This is a genomic window from Bradyrhizobium sp. KZN70725, from assembly GCF_055264925.1.
Genome location: NZ_JBUYWT010000009.1, coordinates 127,507 through 148,678 on the forward strand (window position 1 = coordinate 127,507; position 21,172 = coordinate 148,678).

Genomic DNA, 21,172 nt, shown 5'->3' on the forward strand with positions numbered 1-21,172 from the left:
TCAAGTCTTTCCGAGCTTGCAGTCGGGCGGTGCGACGCTCGCGGTTTTCAATGAGGTCTTCACCCATTGCTGGGTGTCGGCGCCGTAGGTCGCGAGATAGGCAGGCTGCGCCTGGTTCTTCTCGCAGAGGAACGGCAGATGCGGTTTCAGGTCGTAGTCACACGATGCCTGCCATTCGCGCTTATCCGCGAAGGCGGCAAAGGTCTCCTCGCAGGCATAGAGGAAATACGAGACAAAACTCTCATATTGGGACCGCTCTTCGCGACCGGCGGCCTTGATGGTCTCGTAGTCCGGCTGAGCGAATTTCGGATTCTGGAATGCGAGATCGGTGTAGCCGAGAAACGCCGAACGCGCGCTGGAAGCACGGTTCGAGGTACGGATTTCGTTGATCTGCAGCAGGATTGCAACAAAGCCGAGCAGCGCCACGGTCGCCTGCGCCATCTGCGCAAGCGTCCCGTACTTCTGCCACCATGCGGCCTGTTGCGTCATCACCAACATTACTCCGCGGCTACCATGTGCATGGGATCGCGAATGCCCTGGTCGTCGAGATCGGCCTTGTGCGAATATTGGTCGATGCGCTCTTCGATCTCGTGACGGAAATGCGCGATCAGGCCCTGGATCGGCCAGGCGGCGGCGTCGCCGAGCGCGCAGATAGTGTGGCCCTCGACCTGCTTGGTGACCTCGAGCAACATGTCGATCTCGCGCTTGTGGGCACGGCCGTCGGCCATCCGGGTCAGGACGCGCCACATCCACCCCGTGCCCTCGCGGCACGGCGTGCACTGGCCGCAGCTCTCATGCTTGTAGAAATAGGAGATGCGCGCGATCGCCCGGATCAGGTCGGTCGACTTGTCCATCACGATCACCGCCGCGGTGCCGAGGCCCGAGCGCAGCTTGCTCAGGCTGTCGAAATCCATCGGCGTGTCGATGATCTGCTCGGCCGGCACCATGCGCACCGACGAACCGCCGGGGATCACGGCCTTCAGATTGCCCCAGCCGCCGCGGATGCCGCCGCAATGCTTCTCGATCAGCTCGCGGAACGGAATCCCCATCGCCTCTTCGACGTTGCAGGGCCGCTCGACGTGGCCGGAGATGCAGAACAGCTTGGTGCCGACATTGTTCGGCCGGCCGATGCCGGCGAACCAGGCGGCGCCGCGGCGCAGGATGTCCGGTGCGACCGCGATCGACTCGACGTTGTTGACGGTGGTCGGGCAGCCATAGAGGCCGACATTGGCCGGGAACGGCGGCTTCAGCCGCGGCTGCCCCTTCTTGCCCTCAAGGCTCTCGAGCAGCGCGGTCTCCTCGCCGCAGATATAGGCGCCGGCGCCATGCGCGACATAGATGTCGAACGGCCAGCCGTTGATATTGTCCTTGCCGACCAGCTTGGCCTCATAGGCCTGGTCGATCGCCGCCTGCAGCCGCTCGCGTTCGCGGATGAACTCGCCGCGGATATAGACGTAGCAGGCATGCGCGCCCATCGCGAAGCTCGCGAGCAGGCAGCCCTCGACCAAAAGATGCGGATCGTGCCGCATGATCTCGCGGTCCTTGCAGGTGCCGGGCTCCGACTCGTCGGCGTTGACGACGAGATAGCTCGGACGGCCGTCCTTGGATTCCTTCGGCATGAAGGACCACTTCATCCCGGTCGGGAAGCCGGCGCCGCCGCGGCCGCGCAGACCCGACGCCTTCATCTCGTTGATGATCCAGTCGCGACCCTTGTCGATGATCCCCTTGGTGCCATCCCAGGCGCCTCTGCGGCGCGCGCCCTCGAGGCCCCAATCATGCAGGCCGTAGAGGTTCTTGAAGATGCGGTCCTTGTCGTCGAGCATGCTCAAAACTTTCCGAACATCACCGATTGGCTTGCGAATAAGCGAGCCCGGCAGCGCAGCCGCCGAACACGATGGCCCACAACAGGCTGGATTCCAGCGTGGCGCTCAGGCCGTAGCGTTGCAGCAGGAACATGAAGCCCGCCGCGACAACGGTATGCAGGGCGATCGTGCGCCAGGCCTTCATCGCAGCGCCCCTTCCCGTCTCATCTGCTAGCACCTGAAAGCTCCGCATCAGGTGGTTTCCTTCAGCGTCGTCGGCCCGCCCGCGGGCGCCGAGAACTGACGGTCGACCTGCGGGCCCGGCTTCGGCGGATTGCCGGCGGCAAAGCCGTCGAGCACCTTGCCGAAGCTTTCCTTGGTCAGGTCCTCATAGGTGTCCTTCCAGATCAGCACCATCGGCGCGTTCACGCAGGCCCCTAAGCACTCGACTTCTTCCCAGGAGAAGTTGCCGTCCTTCGACAGCTGGAAGGGATCGTGATGGATGCGGTGCTGGCAGACCTCGATCAGGTCGGCGGCGCCGCGCAGCCGGCACGGCGTGGTGCCGCACACCTGCACATGCGCCTTCTTGCCGACCGGCGAGAGCTGGAACATGGTGTAGAACGTCGCGATCTCAAGCATGCGGATATGCGGCATCTCGAGCAGGTCGGCGACAGCGCGGATCGCGGCTTCCGAGACCCAGCCGTCATGCTGCTCCTGCACGCGCCACAGGATCGCGATCGCGGCCGAAGCCTGCCGTCCCGGCGGATATTTCTCGATCTGCTTCTTGGCCCAGGCAAGATTCTCGTCCGTGAACGTGAAGCTCGCGGGCTGCAATTCCTTCGGGGCAAGGCGGCGGACAGACATCGATCAAACTCTCATTGCGCGCGGTTCGGATGCGGACATCGTCACCGGTCGACTTCGCCGAACACGATGTCCAGCGAGCCCAGGATGGCGGAAACGTCGGCCAGCAGATGGCCCCTGCAGATGTGATCCATCGCCTGCAGATGGGCGAAGCCCGGCGCGCGGATCTTGCACTTGTAGGGCTTGTTGGAGCCGTCGGCGACGAGGTAGACGCCGAACTCGCCCTTCGGCGCCTCGACCGCGGCATAGATTTCGCCGGCCGGCACGTGCACGCCTTCGGTGTAGAGCTTGAAGTGATGGATCAGCGCTTCCATCGAGCGCTTCATCTCACCGCGGCGCGGCGGCGCGATCTTGTTGTCCTCGACCACGACCGGGCCCTGCCCGTCGGGTGCCTTGAGCTTCTGGATGCACTGCTTCATGATGCGCACCGACTGGCGCATCTCTTCCATGCGGATCAGATAGCGGTCGTAGCAGTCGCCGTTCTTTCCGATCGGAATGTCGAAATCCATCTCGGCGTAGCACTCGTAGGGCTGCGACTTGCGCAGGTCCCAGGCCGCGCCCGAGCCGCGCACCATCACGCCGGAGAAGCCCCACTCCCAGGCTTCCTTGAGCGGCACCACGCCGATATCGACGTTGCGCTGCTTGAAGATGCGGTTGCCGGTGAGCAGCCGATCGAGGTCGTCGACGACCTTGAGGAACGGATCGCACCACGCCTCGATGTCGTCGATCAGCTTCGGCGGCAGGTCCTGATGCACGCCGCCGACGCGGAAGAACGCCGCGTGCATGCGCGAGCCCGAGGCGCGCTCATAGAACACCATCAGCTTCTCGCGCTCTTCGAAGCCCCACAGCGGCGGGGTCAGCGCGCCGACGTCCATCGCCTGGGTGGTGACGTTGAGCAGATGCGACAGGATGCGGCCGATCTCGCAATAGAGCACGCGGATCAACTGGCCGCGGCGCGGCACCGTAATGCCGAGCAGCTTTTCCGCCGCGAGGCAGAACGCATGCTCCTGGTTCATCGGCGCGACATAGTCGAGCCGGTCGAAATAGGGAATCGCCTGCAGATAGGTCTTGTGCTCGATCAGCTTCTCGGTGCCGCGGTGAAGCAGGCCGATATGCGGATCGACGCGTTCGACGACTTCGCCGTCAAGCTCCAACACAAGACGAAGCACGCCGTGCGCCGCCGGATGCTGCGGCCCAAAGTTGATGGTGAAGTTACGAAGGTTTTGCGGTTGTTCATTCATGGCTTCGGCTCCGCCTTGACCTTCTCATCGCCGGGCAGCGGATAGTCCGCGCCTTCCCAGGGCGAAAGGAAATCGAACTTGCGGAATTCCTGGTTGAGCCGGACCGGCTCATACAGCACCCGCTTCTCCTGGTCGTCGTAGCGGACCTCGACGAAGCCGGTGAGCGGGAAATCCTTGCGCAGCGGATGGCCGTCGAAGCCGTAGTCCGTCAGCAGGCGGCGCATGTCGGGATGGCCGGTGAAGATCACGCCATAGAGGTCGTAGGTCTCGCGCTCGAACCAGTCGGCGCCCGGGAAGACGCCGATGATCGACGGCACCTGCGTGGTCTCGTCGGCCTGCCCGCGCAAACGGACGCGCGCGTTCAGCGTCGGCGACAGCAGATGGTAGACGACGTCGAAGCGCTTCTCGCGGCTCGGATAGTCGACCGCGGTCACGTCGGTGACGTTGACGAAACGGCAGCCGGGATCGTCACGCAGAAACCTGGCGACCTCCACGATTCTGCCAATCTCGACGTCGATAGTGAGCTGATTGAACGCGACCGAGTGCGCCGTGGCCGCGCCCGGAAGCGCGCTCACGATCGTCTGCCCAAGGGCGTCGAGCTTGCCGTCGTCCATACCTGAAACCTTAGCGTTCAATAGTGCCGATACGGCGGATCTTCTTCTGCAGCAGCAGCACACCGTAGAGCAGCGCTTCCGCCGTGGGCGGGCAGCCGGGCACGTAGATGTCGATCGGCACGATGCGATCGCAGCCACGCACCACCGAATAGGAGTAGTGATAGTAGCCGCCGCCATTGGCGCAGGAGCCCATCGAGATCACGTAGCGCGGCTCCGGCATCTGGTCGTAGACCTTGCGCAGCGCGGGCGCCATCTTGTTGGTCAGGGTGCCCGCAACGATCATCACGTCGGACTGCCGCGGCGAGGCGCGCGGTGCGAAGCCGAAGCGTTCGACGTCATAGCGCGGCATCGAGACCTGCATCATCTCGACCGCACAGCAGGCGAGACCGAAGGTCATCCACATCAGGGAGCCGGTGCGCGCCCAGGTGATGAGGTCATCGGCTGCAGCGACGAAGAAGCCCTTGTCGGACAGCTCGTGATTGACCTCGAGGAAAAACGGATCATTGGCGCCGACCGGCTTACCGGTCGACGGATCAAGGATACCCCTCGGAGCCATGGCGATCTCAGATTTGGCAATCGCCGGCTGGGAGGTTGCGGCGGTGGGGCTCAATCCCATTCGAGCGCGCCTTTCTTCCATTCATACGCAAATCCGACCGTCAGCACGGCCAGGAACACCATCATCGACCAGAACCCGGTGGCGCCGAGCTTTCCGAACGCCACGGCCCAGGGGAACAGGAACGCCACTTCGAGGTCGAAGATGATGAAGAGGATCGCCACCAGATAGAACCGGACGTCGAACTTCATGCGGGCGTCGTCAAAAGCGTTGAATCCGCATTCATAGGCGGACAGCTTTTCCGGGTCCGGCGATTGGAACGCGACCAGGAACGGCGCGATCAGGAGTGCCAGACCGATCAGGCTCGCGACTCCGATAAAGACCACAAGTGGGAGATAATTCTGCAGGATGCCGGTCATCGGCGAGGCCTTCTTGCTGCGGTTTCGGACATGCCGCAGATTCGTTGATTGGAATTGTTCTTGAGGCTTTAGCGCAGCGCAACAGGGGGCGCAAGACAAGCTATTTTGACGCTTTTACCGTCCTTCCCGCGGGCTCTTGGCCTCATCAGGCGGATGCGCTTGCCTCCATGGGCAACGCCGCGGCGGCCATCCGGTGCCCTGCGCTCTCCCCATATCAGCCCAGCCCCCGCTCGGCAGCGAGCATCTCGGCGGCGGTCAGGGTGAGCCGATCGATGTGTCCGAGCAGCAGCTCAAGATCCCCCGGCGCAAGCTGTTCCAGCAGGTGCCGGTTTCGCTCCTGCGCGCCGGCCACGATGGCATCATGGGCTGCCAGGCCGGCCTTGGTGAGAGAGACCAGGGTCTCCCGGTTGTCGCGCGGATTGGCCGCCTTCGCCACCAGCTTGCGCGCCACGAGCTCGGCGAGCGCCCGGCTGATCTGCCCCTTGTCCATGCCGACGGCCTCGGCGAGCCGCACCACACTCATCGGCGGCCGCCGACCGAGCGAGGCGACCAGACCGAACTCGACCGAGGACAGGCCGGTCAGGCGCTTGTAGCGCAGCATCGCGCCGCGCCTGAGCAGGTTCGCCAGCACCATCAGCCGCGACGACATCATCGCGGTGATCGGCGCCAGTTCGGAATCGACAACGGCCTCCGGCGGCAAGGCCCTCTCAGTCCTGAGCTTCTCGGTCATCACCAACCTCTGCCAACAAAGCCGCGCGCTGCCAAGCTCAACGATATCGTTGACATTGTCATCTATCTATCGTTGACTTGGTCAACGATAGATCAGCCGCCGGCGCCCGACCAGCGGCGGGGAGGACAACATGACGATCACCCACCGGGACCGCGATCTCGGCACGGCCTATGCGATGAAGCCGTCGAGCACCCGGACCGAGCTCACCTCGGTCGGCCGCGGCACGCCGATGGGCGAGCTGTTGCGCCGGTATTGGCACCCGGTCGGCCTCACCGGTGACGCCTCCGATATCCCCAGAAAAGTCCGCGCACTTGGCGAAGACCTGATCCTGTTCCGCGACCGGCATGGCCGGGCCGGCCTGCTACATGCGCGCTGCTGCCACCGCGGCACCACGCTCTATTACGGCAAGGTCGAGGAAGACGGTATCCGCTGCTGCTATCACGGCTGGAAATTCGACACCGAGGGCCGCTGCCTCGAACAACCCTGCGAGCCCGACGGCGGCCTGTTCAAGGACAAGGTGCGCCAGCCCTGGTATCCGGTGCAGGAACGCTACGGCCTGATCTTCGCCTATATGGGGCCGGCCGAGAAAAGGCCGGTGCTGCCGCGCTACGAGTGCCTGGAAAACATGGACGACGGCGAGTTCGTCGAGGCCGACGATTCCTCGATCGGCGGCGGCGGCCCTGCCGTGATCCCCTGCAACTGGCTGCAGCATTTCGAGAACGTCGCCGACCCCTACCATGTGCCGGTGCTGCACGGCTCGTTCTCAGGGCCGCAGTTCACCAACATGATGGCCTCGATGCCCGACGTGAAGTTCGAGATGTCGCCGCGCGGCATCACGGTGCGTTCGATCCGCAGGCAGGACGACGGCAAGGTGTTCTATCGCGTCACCGAGGCCGCCCTCCCCACACTCCGCGTCGTGCCCAATCCGCGCGTCGCGCAGTTCGCGCGCGTCGAATCGATCGGCTGGACCTTGCCGATCGACGACACCTCGTTCCGCATCTACGTCGCCGGCCGGGTCAAGAACGCGGGCGATATCGGGCGGATGCGCTCGAAGTTCAACGGCAAGTTCTGGTGGGACATGACCGAGGCCGAGCACCAGCAATTTCCCGGCGACTACGAGGCCCAGGTCGGCCAGGGAGCGGTGACGATCCATTCCGAAGAGCATTTTGGCCAGAGCGACCGCGGCATCCTGATGATCCGCCGGATGCTCGCTGACCAGCTCGAGGCCATGGCCACCGGCCGCGACCCGATCGGGGTGTCGTTCGACGCCGACACGAGGCCGGTCGAATTCGAGGCAGGGAATTACATCCGCGAGGCGTAAGGCCCGCGCGCAAGCAACAACAACAAAGAAGATCGGGGGAGGAAGTGATGGTCGATGTCGCACCGCAGGCGGCCGCGCCAACGCAAGCTGCGGCCGCGCCTCGGCGCGCCGCTACTACGTCCTCGCCTTGCTCACGATCATCTACGCCCTCAACTTCCTCGACCGCACCATCTTCAACGTGCTGATCGAACCGATCAAGAAGGAGTTCACGCTCAGCGACACCACGATGGGCCTGCTCGCCGGGTTCGGTTTCGTGCTGTTCTATTCGCTGCTCGGCATTCCGATCGCGCGGATGGCCGATCGCCTCAACCGCCGCAACATCGTCGCGGTCGCCTTCGCGTTCTGGAGCGCGATGACCTATCTCTGCGGCCTCGCCTCCAGCTTCACGACGCTGGCATTGGCCCGGGTCGGCGTCGGCATCGGGGAGTCGGCGGGCACGCCGGCCTCGCAATCGATGATCGCCGATCTCTTCGACAAGAACGAACGACCGCGCGCGCTCGGCATCTACGCGATCGGCACCTATCTCGGCGTCTTCCTCGGCTATTTCATCGGCGGCTATGTCAACCAGCACTATGGCTGGCGGATGGCGTTCTTCACCGCCGGCCTGCCCGGCATCGCGCTCGCCGCCGTCTTGTGGCTGACGATCGCCGAGCCGAAGCGCGGCGCGATGGCCGAGACCTTCAAGGCCGAGCCGCTGGGGCCGACGCTGCGTTTCCTGGTATCGCAGCCGAGCTTCGTCATCGTGCTGATCGGCTCTTGTCTGACGACCTACACCAACTACGCCACCGCGGTGTGGATCCCGCCGTTCCTGGCGCGGATCCATCACCTCACCAGCGCCGAGATCGGCACCTATGCCGGCACCTTCAAGGGTCTCGCCGGCATGGCGGGCACGCTGATCGGTGGCCTCGTGGTGGCGCAGATCGGCCGTCGCGACGACCGCTGGAAGCTGTGGGCGCCCGCGATCATGTCCGGTCTCGCCGGCCCGGTGTTCGCGCTGTGCATGCTGACGCAAAGCTTCACGCTGATGGTCGCGACGCTGGCGCTGACCTCGTTCATGGTCGGCTTTCATCTCGGCCCGATCTTCGCGATTGCGCAGACGGTGGCAAAACCCAGCATGCGCGCGCTGGCCTCGGCGATCGTGCTGCTGACCGCGACCTGCTTCGGCCAGGGCGTCGGCCCCCTCGCCGTCGGCATGATCAATGACGCGCTGAAAGGCACCTACGGCGTCGATGCGGTTCGCTACTCGCTGCTGTCGGCCGCGCTCACGACGACGCTCGGTGCCCTGCTGTTCGTGTTGGCGGCACGCGCGATCCGCGCCGACATCGCGCGCGCGAGCTAGCACCCGTCTCAGCCGAGCCGGCGCGTGATGTCAGGCTGCGCTCACGTCAGCTTGCCGGTGTATTTCTCCAGCGCCGCCCAGGCGTCCGCGCCGTAGGTCTTCTGCCACTGCGTGTAGAAGCCGGCCTTCACCAACGCGGCCCTGAACTGCACGGGATCGGGCTTGTTGAAGGTCATGCCCTTCTCGGTCAGCTCGGCCTGCAGCGAGCGGTCCATCTCGACCAGATCGGTGCGCTCCTTCACCGCCGCGGCGTCGAACGCGGCATTGATGAGCTCGAGCAGATCGGGCGGCAGGGCCGCCATCGCGCGGCGGTTGCCGAGGATCCAGTAACCGCTCCAGCAATGGTTCGAGAGCGCGCAGAATTTCTGCACCTCGTAGAGCTTGCCGGTCGAGACCTGCGCCAGCGGGTTCTCCTGCCCTTCGACGATGTGGGTCTGCAGCGCCGAATAGAGTTCGCTGTAGGAGATGCTCGACGGCAGCGCGCCAAGCCCTGAGAACAGCGACGTCAGCAATGCCGTCACCGGCACGCGGATCTTGAAACCCTTGAGATCGTCGACGCTGTTGAGCTGCCGGCTCGACGACGAGGTGATCTGACGGAAGCCGTTGTCCCAGACCTTCTTCAGCGGCACGACGCCGGTCTTCGTGATCGCCTCGCGCACGAGGTCGCCGACGCCGCCGTCCATCGCCGCCCAGACCTGGTCGTAGGACTGAAAGGCGAAACCGATGCTGGGCAGCCCCGATAGCGGCACCAGCGTCGACAGCGTCATGCTGGGCGCGGCCAGCAGCTCGATCCCGCCGGCGCGGACCTGCGACAGCATCTCCGGATCGCCTCCGAGCTGGTGTTGGCGAACACCGTGATGTTGACCCGGCCGGACGACTGCGCGCCGACCGCCTTGGCGGCCTCAGTCAGGCGGATTGTTAGCGGATGGGTTTCCGGAGTGTTGACGCCGAGCTTGAAGTCGAACTCGGCCGCCGCAACGGCGCGCTTACCAAACATCGTGGCGGCGAGTGCCGCGGAGCCGGTTCCAAGGACGCGGCGCCGGGTTAGTCTCATTGTTTTCATTATTGTTTTTCTCCCAAGCGCATTTCCGCGCCTGGGGTAGTTTTAGCCGGCCGGCAGTGTGACGCAAGGCACGGTGAAACCAATCCGCCCGTGGCACGAAACCATTTCCCGGAACTCACGAAACGATCCGGAAACAGATGGGCCTTACCAGTACCTGCCATAGACGGCGCACAGACGCCCGGAGGCGACCATGAACCACTCGATCCATTCAGCTGACCGCGCGACCCATCTCAAGATTGTGGTGGTTGCCCTTATTGCGGGGATCGGGATCGCGGCGCTCGGCATTTCGGCCCGGAACAACGCGGATTTCACCCAGACTGCCCAGTCCACGCAGGTCATCAAGGCTGGCAAGCCGGTGGCGATCACCTCGTCGGGCACCTCCACGGTCCGCTAAGACGCTTTCAAGCCTCGGCAGACACAACGGCCGCCCCTGGGCGGCCTTTCTTGTTGGTCCTGATCGTCTCAAGCTCGGACCAGGACGGTGTGGCCTTTGCGAGCAGGTTCGGCTACGGCGATTGTGGACCACCGAGACCGGAGTGCGCGCGATCGACGTGTGCAAGGTCGCAACCCGGCTGAGCGCAGCGAATGACTGAACCTCGCCTCGCCGGCGACAACATTGCGAAGCCGCAGCATGCTTCCCGCACCGACGGGTCGCCCCCTTTGCTCGGCCTCCCGGCATCGCTGCCGCTGGTGCTCGACCTCGACGGCACGCTGATCACGGGCGACCTGCTCTATCTGAGCTTCGTCTCGATCCTGCGCCGCAATCCGCTGATCGTCGTGTCATGCGCCGCCTGGCTGACGCGCGGCCGCGCGGCGCTGAAGCGCCGGCTCGCACAGCGCCAGCGCATCGACTGGAGCCGGATCGAACTGCACCAGGACGTCGTCGCATTGGCCGAGCGCGAGAACGCGGCCGGCCGCCGCATCGTGCTGGCAACCGCGGCCGACGCGCTGCTCGCTCAGAAGCTGGCGTCGCGTCTGCCTTGGATCGACCAGGTGCTTGCCTCCGACGGCGAACATAATCTCAAGGGCGCCAACAAGGCCGACCTGTTGCAAAGGACATTTCCCGGGGGCTTCATCTACGCCGGCGACAGCGCCTCCGACCTCGCGGTCTGGGCCCACGCCGCCGGCATCATCACCGTCAATGCCCGCGATGCCGTGCGCGCCGCCGCGACCGGGCTCGGCAGGCCGACGCTGCATTTGCAGGGCCGCGCGGCCGCAGCGAAATCTTAACCGCGCCCTAACGCGGTTGTTCGATTGCAATCCGCTCCGCGACCCCAGTCTTAAAAGTTGCCCGGCTAAGGTCGGCGTCAACAAAGGCGCAGGCCACAATGAATTTGCAGCAGCAAGTAATTTCAACCGGCTTCAAGATCATCTGCACGGATTGCGGCAGCCTGGCGATCAAGGTCGCCGATCCGGCGCATGCATCCGGCGACACCATCATCGAATGCCGCCGCTGCAACGCGGTGCGCGGCACGGTGGCGGACCTGCACAATTTGGCGCGGCGCGGCCGCGACCTGTTCGAATTCTAACCGCGGCCCCGCCAATGCTGTCAGACCCGAAGGCGACCACGCAGAGCGACGTTCCCTTGGACACGGTCTGGTCGATCCTCGAGGCCGCCAACGAATTGGGCGACACCCACACGGTTGACGCCTGCCGCCGCATCATCGACGCCAATTTGCGCGGCGATGCACCGGGACAATCCGACCTCAACGCGGTCGCCGCATTCTTTGCCTGATCAAGGCAGGGCGTTGCCGTTGTGTGAATTCGTAGGGCATCGCGGAGACGAATGGCCAGGCAGAAACATAACAACACAGACCGGGATATTGCTTAACTTGCTTCGTCCAGGGCCGACCGGCTAGCTGCCTGGCAGCTTTCGGATGCGGACGGACCGATGACATTGACGCGCGGTGACCTGGTTGTCGGGGTCACGATCCCCGGGTTCTTCGTCCTCAGCGTCGCCTCGATGATCGCCTGTGGGCACGCATTCCCGGCGATGCATGTCTGGCGATCCGGCATCACCGCGCAGGCCGTCCTCGGCATCACCATCATGGTCGCGTTCGTCCCGGCGTTCGTCGCGGCACGATTCAGCTTCGGTTATCTGGTCGGCTTCTCGCTGCTGTCAGCCGTGTTCGGCTTCGTCTGGCTCAGCTTCTTCAGCGCCTTCGACTATCCGCACGCCATCGCCCGCTGGGCCATGATCGCCGCGCTGGCCGCCGCGATGATCCCTCTGATGTTACAGAATATCCCGGTTTGGCGGCCCGATTTGTCCGAGGCGGCCGTCAAGCGCATCGCGATTCTGCTGCTGGCGTCGTGCCTTGCCGTGCTGATCGGCGACATCTCCTACGGGGCCAATCTTGGCAATCCCTATGGCGCAGCCCGCACCGCCGTCGTGCGCCCGGCGCTGTTGAACTATCTCACCGGAATCATGACCGGCGCGGTCCTGCCCTATTTGTTCGCGCATTTCGCATCGCGCAGCCGATGGATGCCGGCAGCCGGGGTGCTGCTGCTTGCGCTTTGCTTCTATCCCGTCGTCAACAACAAGACCGTCCTGTTGCTGCCGATCTGGCTGCCGTTTCTGTTCTGGCTGTACGGCCGGTTCGACCCGCGGCTGGCCACGGTGCTCGCATTTCTGATCCCGATGATCGTCGGCCTTTTGGCTTTCGCCGTCCTCGTGTCCGACAAGACCTACATCGTGTTCAGCACCATCAATCTGCGCTTCGTCGCGATCCCGTCACTCGCGCTCGATCAATACGCCGACTTCTTTGCGCACCGCGAACTCACCCGGTTCTGCCAGATCACCGTCCTGCGATACATAACCGCCTGCCCGTACGGCGAGCTCGGCCCGACCCTCGGAGCGATTTATCAGGACGGCAATTTCAACGCGTCCTTCCTCGCCACCGAGGGCATCGCATCGGTCGGTCTTGCGCTCGCCCCGGTGTCGGCTTCCGTCTGCGGCCTGATCCTGTCGGTGGGATCGATGGTCTCAAAGCACCTGTCGCCGCGCTTCATCGCGGTTTCGTCCGGCATCGCAGTTCAGGCGATCATGAACGTGCCGCTCACGACAGGCCTGCTGTCGAACGGGATAGCACTGCTGTTCCTGCTGTGGTGGCTGACGCCCGAACAGCGCGTGGCATTATCAGTCAGGCTCGAGCAGGCCGCTCAACCCGTCAGCGTTGTCGGCCTCGCGGCGTCCTGAGCTGTCGCGGCAGTTCGCCAGGTGCAGTGAACAGGAGGGCAGGCAACTCGTTATGGCACCGGTCCAGAGGGACCAATGGTTTCGGGCCAAACACGCTGCTAAGTCATTGAAATAAATGGCGCGAGAGACGGGACTCGAACCCGCGGCCTCCGCCGTGACAGGGCGGCGCTCTAACCAACTGAGCTACTCCCGCGGATGCCGATCGTCGGATTGATCCGCGCAGGACCGAGGGCATAAAGGCCCGCATCCGGTTAGTCAAGGACGTTGCGGATTCCTGCACAGCGTCGGCATTTTCGCGGCGCGTACGCGGGTTGTCGCCTGTTTTCAGGGGAAACGGCGTAGTCAGCGAAGCCCCGAATCAAATAAGGCCTGATACGTCTGGGTTTCCTGTGGCCGGCCCGGCGCTGCCCGTTCCCGGAACCGGCGGTTTTCAGGACTTTTCCGGACGCATTTTCCCGACGCGAACGGCGCGCCATTCGCGTGAAAAGCAGCAATCCAGCCATTCAGCAACGAGGAGGGCCAGACATGGCGAAGAAAGCAGCGACACCGGCGACGATCACGCTGAAGCATTTGGCGGCGGCCATCGCCGAGGAGCAGGAGCTGTCCAAGAAGCAGGCCGAGGCGATTCTGACCGACATGGTCACCAGGATCACCAAGCACCTCAAGAAGGGCGAGCGCATCAGGATCGTCGGCCTCGGCATCCTCCAGGTCCGCAAGCGCGCCGCCCGCATGGGCCGTAACCCGGCGACCGGCGAACAGATCCACATCAAGGCCAGCAAGAAGGTCGCCTTCCGCGCCGCCAAGGAGCTGAAGGAAGCCGTCTAGCGCCTACTCTCTCCGTTAAGGCAAAGCGCCATTCCGGCTCGTGACGCGGCCCCGGGTGGCGCTTTTCTGTTATAGGATTGTCCTTCGAAACTCGCCTTGACGCGGTTTGCTCGCGCGAACCAACTTCGCCAAAGCGCATTGTTCCTTTCTCCAGTTTTTTGCGCGGTTTTCATGCTGGCACCGGCTCTCGACTTCAAGCACACCGTCACCGAGCGCTTCCTGCGCTATGTCGTGATCGACACCCAGTCCGATCCGGATTCACCCACCACGCCTTCCACCGAGAAGCAGAAGAATCTCGGGCGCCTGCTGGTCGCCGAGCTGCAGGCGATGGGGATATCCGACGCGCATCTTGACCCGCACGGATACGTCTACGCGACGATCCCGGCCAACACCGACAAGACAGTGCCGGTGATCTGCTTCTGCTCGCACATGGACACCTCTCCCGACTGCACCGGCAAGAACGTCAAACCGCAGGTCGTGAACAACTACCGCGGTGGCGATATCGTGCTGCCCGCCGATGCCTCGCAGGTGATCCGCGCCGCCGAGCACGAAGCGCTGGCCGACCAGATCGGCAACGACATCATCACCACCGACGGCACCACCCTGCTCGGCGCCGACAACAAGGCGGGCCTTGCCGAGATCATGGATGCCGCGCATTTCCTGATCACCAATCCGCAGGTGAAGCACGGCACCGTCAAGATCCTGTTCACGCCGGACGAGGAGATCGGCCGCGGCGTCGACAAGGTCGACATCAAGAAGCTTGGCGCCGATTTCGGCTACACCATGGATGGCGAGACCGCTGGCCATATCGAGGACGAGACCTTCTCGGCCGACGGCGCCAGCATCATCATCGAAGGCGTCGCGACCCATCCGGGATTCGCCAAGGGCAAGATGGAGCACGCGATCAAGATCGCCGCCGCGATCGTCGATCGCCTGCCGAAGGACACCTGCTCGCCCGAGACCACCGAGGGCAAGGAAGGCTTCCTGCATCCGGTCGCGATCTCCGGCGCGCTGGAGAACGCGCGGATCGACTTCATCGTGCGCGATTTCACCGAGGCCGGCCTGAAGCAGAAGGAAGCGCTGCTGGAGGACATCGTGAACGATGTCATGAAGGGCTATCCGCGCTCGACCTACCGCATGGAGGTCAAGCAGCAGTACCGCAACATGAAAGACGTGATCGATCGCCACCCCCAGATCGTGGCCTATGCGATCGAGGCGATCGAGCGCGCCGGCCTCACGCCGGTGAAGACCTCGATCCGCGGCGGCACTGACGGCTCGCGGCTGTCCTTCATGGGACTGCCCTGCCCGAACATCTTCGCCGGCGAGCACGCGTTCCATTCGCGGCTCGAATGGGTCAGCCGGCAGGACATGGAGAAAGCCGTGCAGACCATCGTGCACCTGGCGATGATCTGGGAAGAGCGGGCGTAGGAGTCGCGGCTCCTTTTTCTTCCGTCATTGCGAGGAGCTCGGCGACAAAATTGCGAAGCAATTTTGCACTGAAGCGACGAAGCAATCCATGTTGGCACATATGCGGCGCGATGGATTGCTTGCTCGCGCGCACAATGACGGAGTGCTTGGTCCCGAGAGTTCTATGCCCGCGCGGTCACGATCCAGATCGCGCCGGGCAGCAGCACCGCATCGCCCTTCAAGAAAGGCGCCAGCGCCTCGCGCATCGAGGCGATCGCCGCAGCGCGCACCTCATCAGGGTGCCCTTCCAGCGCGCGGCTGGCCGGCCCGATCTCGAGCGCGCCCTGTATCGCGGCATCGATGCCGCGCCCGGTCGCGACATCAAGCTCAACCCGGCACGGCTCCATGGCAATGCCGGAGAAGCCGGCTTCGCCCAGGATCCGCTTCACCCGGGCCTCGGAGGCGAACGCGAACGGGCCGGGATCCTCGGGCCCTAGCGGCGGCAGTTTCGGCACGTGCTTGTAGACGGCAGCAAGCGGCGTCATGAAGAACGGATTTTCGCGCGGCTCCTGCCAGCAGACGAAGGCGAGACGGCCGGTCGGCTTCATCGCCTTGCGCAGATTGGCGAACGACGTCACGGGATCGGCAAAGAACATCACGCCAAAGCGCGAGGCCAACAGATCGAAGCTCTCGCTGACAAACGGATAGATGGTCGCGTCGGCCAGCGCGAACTCGACCGGCAAACCCTGCGGCGCGCTCTGCCGCGCCCGCGTCAGCATCGGCTCCGAGACATCGACGCCGAGCACGTGACCTGTGGGCGCGACCTTGGCCGCCAGCGCGAAGCTCGAGGCGCCGCTGCCACAGCCGACATCGACGACGCGTTCGCCGGCTTTCGGCGCGGCACGATCGATCAGGAGGTCGAGCACCGGCTGCAGCACGATATCCTGCGCGGCCTGCCGTGTGGCCCAGCGCTGACCGCCCGGCCCGTTCCAATAAGCAATCTGGTCGGCGTTCTGCGGATGGCCAGCGTTCATGCGATCCAAACCTCGTTAGGAAGCTTCTGTCGTCTCATGCTTGGGCATGATCCTTTTCGGAATACCGCTTCGCACTTTTCCGGATCATGCCCTAGCAAGTCTCGCGCGTCGCGGCGCGCAGCATCGGCATCAGCTGATAGGTGAATCCGGCATCGGCCTTGGTGACGGGATCGTTGGCGACGATCTCCTGCGGATCGGCATCGTCAGGCAACTGCAGCACGCCGAGTCCCCAGACCCCGGCGGGATCGGCGACCGGTCCGAACACCAGCGCCTTGCCGGCCTGCAGCAGTTCGCCGCAATAGGCGACGTGCGCCTGCATGATGGCGGCTTCCTGCGGCGCCATATCCTGAGGAAAGGTCGGGCGCGGTCCGGTCAATTTGCAGACGTAGTATTTCATCGACCTGATCCGCGCTCGGAGCTCTATTTGGCGGCTGCGCTCGTGGGCTTGGCCGGTTTCGGCTTCGCGGCATTCGCCTTGGGCGCGCCCTGCCCGTCGCTGCGCGCGATGCCCCAGGGATCGGTCGGCTTCTGATCCGGCACACCACTGAGCGCCCGCTGATAGGCGCGCTGCTGGCGCGCCTCGTTGGCCGCATCGGCCGGCGACTTCTCGACCTCTTCGCGATAGCGCTGAACGTGATCCGACTGTGCGAATGCGGGTCCGGCAATCATGGTGAGAAGAAAAATCGCGGCGAGTTTGCGCATGCATCAAGTTCCCGGTTAGGCGGACAGAATAGCATCGCTGCAGCGTCGGCATCAAATCGGAGCGCGTGACTTTCGGCACCTTTCGCACCATCGGGGATCGAATGACATTCGGCACGCCAGCGCGGAGCAAGCGCGGTCCCGGCCATCCCCATGAGACTACTCCACGGCCGGGATCGCGCCCTCTCCGCGCGTTCACCGAGAGCGATGCAATGGCCTTACTCCGTAGGGCTCATCAACCAGAGGCCGCTTTGCAGCTCGTGAAACACCGCGCCACCGTCATCCTGCGCGAGCATGTGCAAGCGGAGGCCGAGCTGGTCGGACGAGCCGCGGTTCTCACCGATGGAACCGCAGGGACCGTCGAGGGCGTGTTTCTCGACGAATCTCATGGGTTGCGCATCTCGATCAAGGGCCACATCGGGAAGTGGCCGATCGCGACCATCAGGATGCTTCAGCCATAGGGCTGGATCCAAAACGGGGAAGCACGCCCGCACATTCAGGCAGCCGGTCCGCCTGCGCTCTTCGAGCTTCGGTGCGACAGCCTTCGCCCTGCGAACCGAACAAGCGGATGAATTCGTGCTCACAGGCTGGCTTGCCCAGCCGTAGCCCGTGAGGTGCGAAGGCTGGTAGGCGGCGAGAGATTCGAACTCCCGACCCTCTCGGTGTAAACGAGATGCTCTAACCAGCTGAGCTAGCCGCCCTTACCTGCGCGCCTCTTTAGCCTCGCCTGCCCCCGAGGCGCAAGGCCGCAAAACCTCAATCCGTCAGCTCCAGTCCTTGGGGTGCGCTGGCAATTCCTTGAGATCATTGATCCATGGCGCAGCGGAGCGGCACCAGACCTGGCGTCGCGGGCTCAATTGGCCGCGTTGGCGAATGCTGCCCCAGCGGATGCCCCAGTCGTCGGGCCCGCCGTCCTCGCCGCTCGTAAACAGCGGCGAACCGCAATCGCCGCAAAAGTGCTGGAAGCGGATTCGGCCGTTATCGCCCCGCTTGCCGTAGACCTTCGGCGCACCTCCGATCAGCCGCACCTGTTCGGCGTCGCAGATCACCGTGACGCGGTAGGGCGAGCCGGTCAGCGCCTGGCAGTCCGTGCAATGACAGATCGAGACGCATTCGGGGTCGATCTCGGCCTGATAGGTGATAGCCCCGCAATGGCATTGCCCGTCGATACGCATGTAGCGCTCTCCAATTCCGTCAAACAAAGCAACCGCCGTGGGCGCGGTTCCATCGTCCAGGGCCTGGCTCTCGGCCCACCTCCTTTAACGGAGCAACGTGGTATCCCATAGGCGCCTTGTTTGGGATACCAAATCGGGATACGAAAGCCGCCTGATGTAGATTCCGCGCCGCCAACGAGCGGCCAAAGGACGGCGCCATGTCGCAGATGCTTCAGATTCATGACCAGCTCCGGGAGATGATCCTGTCGCTCGACCTGGGGCCCGGCGAGCGACTGACCGAGCGCTGGCTGGAGAGCCGGTTCGAGGGGTCGCGCACGCCGATCCGTGCCGCGCTGGTCCGGCTCGAAGGCGAAGAGCTGGTGCGCCGCGACGGCCGCAACTGGATCGTCGCACCGATCGACCTCGGTGAGCTGGAGGCGCTGGCCGAGTTCCGGATTCCGCTGGAGACGACGGCGGTGCGCCTCGCCTGCGCGCGGGCGAGCGCAGCCGATATCGCCGGCGTCGAGGAGATGCTGGATGCCTGCCAGTCCGGCGCACCGCGCGAGGAATGGCATCGGGTCGGCACCGATTTCCATGTCGAGATCGCGCGGCTCTCCGGCAATCCCTTCATCGTCAAGGCGATCGCCGGCGCCATGACGAGGCTGTCGCGGGCGCGCTGGCTGGAAGTGTGGACCGAGCCCTCGCGTGAGCAGGCCTGGCGCGAGCACCGGCGCATCCTCGGCTTCATCAAGGCCAACGATCCGGAGGCCGCCGCGCGCGAGGCCGCCGACCACATCACCGATACCCGTGATCGCCTGCTGCGTTCGCTGAACGAGGATCGCCGCGGCCTGCGAGCGCGCGGCTTCGCCGTGATCGGGCTGCGCTGACATGAACATCGAAGTCGATCGCGAAGCCCTGCTCGACGCGGGCCCCTGGAAACGCAATTTGATCGTCTGCGTGTTCGGCTCCTTCACGACAATCGTGGGGATGACACTGCTGCTGCCGTTCCTGCCGCTCTATGTCGAGCAGCTCGGAGTGACCGATCATGCCGCGATCGTGCAATGGTCGGGCGTCGCCTATGGCGCAACCTTCTTCAGCGCGGCGCTGACGGCGCCGCTGTGGGGACGGCTCGCCGATCGCTACGGCCGCAAGCTGATGCTGATCCGCGCCAGCCTCGGCATGGCGATCGCGATGTCGCTGATCGGCATGGCGCACAACGTCTATGAGCTGGTCGGCCTGCGGCTGCTGACCGGCCTGCTCGGCGGCTACGCGTCGGGTTCGACCGTGCTGGTCGCGGCGCAGACGCCGAAAGCGCGGTCCGGCTGGGCGATCGGCGTGCTGTCGGCCGGCATCATGGCCGGCAGCCTGGTCGGTCCCTTGATCGGCGGCGTGCTGCCGGGCCTGATCGGCATCCGCGCGACATTCTTCCTGATCGGCGGCGTCATCTTCTTCACCTTCCTCGGCACGACCTTTTTGATCCGCGAGGAAGCACGCCCGAAGACCGCGAAAGGCGGCAAGGCGCGTGGCGGCTGGTCGCTGGTCCCGGACAAGCGCCCCGTCGTCGCGATGTGGGGAACCGGCCTGCTGCTGATGGCCGCCAACATGTCGATCGAGCCGATCATCACGGTCTATGTCGCGCAATTGGTCGAAGCACCGCAGGTGACGTTCGTCGCGGGCCTCGTGATGTCGGCGGCGGCGTTCGGCAGCCTCTTGTCGTCCTCGCATCTCGGCAAGCTGGCCGATCGGGTCGGCCACTGGCGGATCATCACCATCTGCCTTGCTGTCTCCGCGCTGCTGTTGATCCCGCAGGCCTTCGTGGTCAGCGGCTGGCAGTTGATCCTGCTGCGCTTCCTGATGGGGCTCGCGCTCGGCGGCCTCCTGCCCTGCATCGCGAGCGTGATCCGGCACAACGTGCCCGATGCGGTCACCGGCAGCATGCTCGGCTATTCGATCTCGGCGCAATATGCCGGCCAGGTTATCGGCCCGCTCGGCGGCGGCTTCATCGGCGGCCATATCGGCATGCCCGCAGTGTTCCTCGGCACCAGCGTGCTGATGGCACTCGGCGCGATCGGCAATTTCGTCGTCGAGAGGAAAGACTAGTTCCGGCGCCGGCGTACCCACGTCGGCAACTCGATCGTTCCGTACCGCAACGACGAAAAAGCCCGTCGGGGTGTCGGAACGCGCGCCATTCGTTCGTCCTTTTGCCTGTGAAGCCAGTAAATGGAGATACCCAATGGCCGACCTGACCCTGACCACCTTCGATTGGGTTCCGGAGATGCCGCGGGGATTTGTGCGCGACCTCCGGGTGCGCTGGGCACTGGAAGTGGCGCGCTTGCCGTATCGCGTCGTGAGCGTGCCATTTCGCGATCGGAGCGCCGAGCACTTCGCGCACCAGCCGTTCGGCCAGGTGCCGTGGCTGACCGACGGCGACATCTCGATCTTCGAGAGCGGCGCGATCCTGCTGCATCTCGGCGAGCGCAGCGACGCGCTGCTGCCGACCGATCCGCACCAACGCAACGATTCTTTGAAATGGCTGTTCGCAGCGCTCAACTCGGTCGAGATGGCGAGCCTGCCCTGGTCGCTCCTGGTATTCTCGGGCGAGAGCGGCGGCACGTCGGCATGGACACGCTTCGACGGCTTCCTGCAATCCCGGCTCAGGCACATGGAGCCGGTGCTCGCGGGCCGCAAATGGCTGGCCGGGGCATTCTCCGTCGCCGACATTCTCATGGCGGATGTGCTGCGCCTGGTCGACCGCTTCGACGGACTGGCGGAATATCCCGCGTGTCGCGACTACGTTGCGCGCGCCACGGCCCGGCCGGCTTTCGCAAAAGCGCATGCCGATCAGATGGCGCACTTTGCCGCCGCGGACAGAGCCGCAGCCTTCCCGACCTGATCGCGAACAGCGAAAACAAAA

26 protein-coding genes, 2 tRNA genes and 1 pseudogene are annotated in these 21,172 nt (G+C 64.5%); 13 read left to right on the forward strand and 16 right to left on the reverse strand.

Translation table 11 applies throughout. From position 1 onward, the window contains the following. The 9 genes from ACZBJS_RS11395 to ACZBJS_RS11435 form a co-directional block, all read right to left on the reverse strand. Positions 1 to 492, reverse strand: coding sequence for a hypothetical protein (locus ACZBJS_RS11395; protein ID WP_143270708.1), 492 nt, complete (start codon positions 490 to 492; stop codon positions 1 to 3). A gap of 5 nt (positions 493 to 497) precedes the next feature. Further along, positions 498 to 1,823: an NADH-quinone oxidoreductase subunit NuoF gene (gene nuoF / locus ACZBJS_RS11400; RefSeq protein ID WP_057016471.1), complete on the reverse strand. Its 1,326-nt coding sequence runs from the start codon at positions 1,821 to 1,823 to the stop codon at positions 498 to 500. Between the two features lie 19 nt (positions 1,824 to 1,842). Next, positions 1,843 to 2,055: a hypothetical protein gene (locus ACZBJS_RS11405; protein ID WP_035631350.1), complete on the reverse strand. Its 213-nt coding sequence runs from the start codon at positions 2,053 to 2,055 to the stop codon at positions 1,843 to 1,845. Continuing rightward, positions 2,055 to 2,666 carry an NADH-quinone oxidoreductase subunit NuoE gene (gene nuoE / locus ACZBJS_RS11410; RefSeq protein WP_029080758.1) on the reverse strand — a complete coding sequence of 204 codons (612 nt, stop codon included), beginning with the start codon at positions 2,664 to 2,666 and terminating at the stop codon, positions 2,055 to 2,057. The genes ACZBJS_RS11405 and nuoE overlap by 1 nt, the downstream gene beginning before the upstream one ends. Before the next feature lie 41 nt (positions 2,667 to 2,707). Then, the gene (locus ACZBJS_RS11415; RefSeq protein WP_076825356.1) at positions 2,708 to 3,904 is read right to left on the reverse strand and encodes an NADH-quinone oxidoreductase subunit D; all 1,197 of its coding nucleotides are present in this window, start codon (positions 3,902 to 3,904) and stop codon (positions 2,708 to 2,710) included. Further along, on the reverse strand, positions 3,901 to 4,518 hold the full coding sequence (locus ACZBJS_RS11420) for an NADH-quinone oxidoreductase subunit C (protein ID WP_253639752.1): 618 nt from the start codon (positions 4,516 to 4,518) through the stop codon (positions 3,901 to 3,903). Before ACZBJS_RS11420 ends, ACZBJS_RS11415 begins: the two co-directional genes overlap by 4 nt. A 10-nt stretch (positions 4,519 to 4,528) precedes the next feature. After that, positions 4,529 to 5,074, reverse strand: coding sequence for a NuoB/complex I 20 kDa subunit family protein (locus ACZBJS_RS11425; protein ID WP_176936700.1), 546 nt, complete (start codon positions 5,072 to 5,074; stop codon positions 4,529 to 4,531). A 50-nt stretch (positions 5,075 to 5,124) separates the two neighbouring features. Next, the gene (locus tag ACZBJS_RS11430) at positions 5,125 to 5,490 is read right to left on the reverse strand and encodes an NADH-quinone oxidoreductase subunit A (protein WP_018271860.1); all 366 of its coding nucleotides are present in this window, start codon (positions 5,488 to 5,490) and stop codon (positions 5,125 to 5,127) included. A 214-nt stretch (positions 5,491 to 5,704) separates the two neighbouring features. After that, positions 5,705 to 6,220: a MarR family winged helix-turn-helix transcriptional regulator gene (locus ACZBJS_RS11435; RefSeq protein ID WP_057016467.1), complete on the reverse strand. Its 516-nt coding sequence runs from the start codon at positions 6,218 to 6,220 to the stop codon at positions 5,705 to 5,707. 130 nt (positions 6,221 to 6,350) lie between these two features. Between ACZBJS_RS11435 and ACZBJS_RS11440 the strand changes: the two genes are divergently transcribed. Beyond that, a complete protein-coding gene (locus ACZBJS_RS11440) occupies positions 6,351 to 7,541 on the forward strand; it encodes an aromatic ring-hydroxylating dioxygenase subunit alpha (protein WP_253639750.1) in 1,191 nt (396 codons plus the stop codon). Between the two features lie 127 nt (positions 7,542 to 7,668). Further along, positions 7,669 to 8,880: a spinster family MFS transporter gene (locus tag ACZBJS_RS11445; protein ID WP_316394147.1), complete on the forward strand. Its 1,212-nt coding sequence runs from the start codon at positions 7,669 to 7,671 to the stop codon at positions 8,878 to 8,880. Between the two features lie 41 nt (positions 8,881 to 8,921). Here ACZBJS_RS11445 and ACZBJS_RS11450 read toward each other — a convergent pair. Beyond that, positions 8,922 to 9,877: pseudogene (locus tag ACZBJS_RS11450) on the reverse strand (TRAP transporter substrate-binding protein). Between the two features lie 256 nt (positions 9,878 to 10,133). Between ACZBJS_RS11450 and ACZBJS_RS11455 the strand changes: the two are divergent. The 5 genes from ACZBJS_RS11455 to ACZBJS_RS11475 all read left to right on the forward strand — a co-directional run bounded on the left by ACZBJS_RS11455 (position 10,134) and on the right by ACZBJS_RS11475 (position 13,139). Next, positions 10,134 to 10,337, forward strand: coding sequence for a hypothetical protein (locus tag ACZBJS_RS11455; protein WP_057016463.1), 204 nt, complete (start codon positions 10,134 to 10,136; stop codon positions 10,335 to 10,337). A 191-nt stretch (positions 10,338 to 10,528) separates the two neighbouring features. Further along, positions 10,529 to 11,173 carry a haloacid dehalogenase-like hydrolase gene (locus tag ACZBJS_RS11460; protein ID WP_057016462.1) on the forward strand — a complete coding sequence of 215 codons (645 nt, stop codon included), beginning with the start codon at positions 10,529 to 10,531 and terminating at the stop codon, positions 11,171 to 11,173. Between the two features lie 98 nt (positions 11,174 to 11,271). Then, positions 11,272 to 11,472 (forward strand): hypothetical protein, encoded by a 201-nt coding sequence (locus ACZBJS_RS11465; RefSeq protein WP_028333962.1) that lies wholly within the window; start codon positions 11,272 to 11,274, stop codon positions 11,470 to 11,472. A 14-nt stretch (positions 11,473 to 11,486) separates the two neighbouring features. After that, positions 11,487 to 11,678, forward strand: coding sequence for a hypothetical protein (locus ACZBJS_RS11470; protein ID WP_076825345.1), 192 nt, complete (start codon positions 11,487 to 11,489; stop codon positions 11,676 to 11,678). 156 nt (positions 11,679 to 11,834) lie between these two features. Next, complete coding sequence (locus ACZBJS_RS11475; protein WP_463438714.1) at positions 11,835 to 13,139, forward strand: hypothetical protein; 1,305 nt, start codon at positions 11,835 to 11,837, stop codon at positions 13,137 to 13,139. 116 nt (positions 13,140 to 13,255) lie between these two features. On the opposite strand, the gene ACZBJS_RS11480 is transcribed toward ACZBJS_RS11475, so the two are convergent. Continuing rightward, positions 13,256 to 13,332, reverse strand: a tRNA-Asp gene (locus ACZBJS_RS11480). 308 nt (positions 13,333 to 13,640) lie between these two features. Between ACZBJS_RS11480 and ACZBJS_RS11485 the strand changes: the two genes are divergently transcribed. Continuing rightward, positions 13,641 to 13,964, forward strand: a complete 324-nt coding sequence (locus ACZBJS_RS11485) for an HU family DNA-binding protein (protein WP_259171327.1) — start codon at positions 13,641 to 13,643, stop codon at positions 13,962 to 13,964. Between the two features lie 171 nt (positions 13,965 to 14,135). Next, positions 14,136 to 15,392, forward strand: a complete 1,257-nt coding sequence (gene pepT, locus ACZBJS_RS11490) for a peptidase T (protein WP_316394144.1) — start codon at positions 14,136 to 14,138, stop codon at positions 15,390 to 15,392. Between the two features lie 161 nt (positions 15,393 to 15,553). Here the strand turns inward: pepT and ACZBJS_RS11495 are convergent, their stop codons facing one another. The 3 genes from ACZBJS_RS11495 to ACZBJS_RS11505 form a co-directional block, all read right to left on the reverse strand. Further along, a complete protein-coding gene (locus ACZBJS_RS11495) occupies positions 15,554 to 16,405 on the reverse strand; it encodes a class I SAM-dependent methyltransferase (protein WP_141341001.1) in 852 nt (283 codons plus the stop codon). A 91-nt stretch (positions 16,406 to 16,496) separates the two neighbouring features. Then, complete coding sequence (locus ACZBJS_RS11500; RefSeq protein ID WP_141341002.1) at positions 16,497 to 16,802, reverse strand: YciI family protein; 306 nt, start codon at positions 16,800 to 16,802, stop codon at positions 16,497 to 16,499. Between the two features lie 23 nt (positions 16,803 to 16,825). After that, entirely contained in the window at positions 16,826 to 17,107 is a 282-nt protein-coding gene (locus ACZBJS_RS11505) for a hypothetical protein (protein ID WP_038385060.1), read from the reverse strand. 248 nt (positions 17,108 to 17,355) lie between these two features. Between ACZBJS_RS11505 and ACZBJS_RS11510 the strand changes: the two genes are divergently transcribed. Next, complete coding sequence (locus ACZBJS_RS11510) at positions 17,356 to 17,565, forward strand: hypothetical protein (protein WP_016847733.1); 210 nt, start codon at positions 17,356 to 17,358, stop codon at positions 17,563 to 17,565. A 163-nt stretch (positions 17,566 to 17,728) separates the two neighbouring features. Here ACZBJS_RS11510 and ACZBJS_RS11515 read toward each other — a convergent pair. Both ACZBJS_RS11515 and ACZBJS_RS11520 read right to left on the reverse strand, forming a co-directional pair. Continuing rightward, positions 17,729 to 17,805 (reverse strand) — tRNA-Val (locus ACZBJS_RS11515). 63 nt (positions 17,806 to 17,868) lie between these two features. Beyond that, entirely contained in the window at positions 17,869 to 18,279 is a 411-nt protein-coding gene (locus ACZBJS_RS11520; protein ID WP_057016455.1) for a GFA family protein, read from the reverse strand. A 197-nt stretch (positions 18,280 to 18,476) separates the two neighbouring features. Between ACZBJS_RS11520 and ACZBJS_RS11525 the strand changes: the two genes are divergently transcribed. From ACZBJS_RS11525 to ACZBJS_RS11535, 3 genes are all read left to right on the forward strand, one after another. After that, positions 18,477 to 19,145 (forward strand): GntR family transcriptional regulator, encoded by a 669-nt coding sequence (locus tag ACZBJS_RS11525; protein WP_028340149.1) that lies wholly within the window; start codon positions 18,477 to 18,479, stop codon positions 19,143 to 19,145. Position 19,146: 1 nt separating this feature from the next. Next, on the forward strand, positions 19,147 to 20,358 hold the full coding sequence (locus tag ACZBJS_RS11530) for an MFS transporter (protein ID WP_316394142.1): 1,212 nt from the start codon (positions 19,147 to 19,149) through the stop codon (positions 20,356 to 20,358). A 133-nt stretch (positions 20,359 to 20,491) separates the two neighbouring features. Continuing rightward, positions 20,492 to 21,151, forward strand: a complete 660-nt coding sequence (locus ACZBJS_RS11535) for a glutathione S-transferase family protein (protein ID WP_316394141.1) — start codon at positions 20,492 to 20,494, stop codon at positions 21,149 to 21,151. Positions 21,152 to 21,172: the final 21 nt, after the last annotated feature.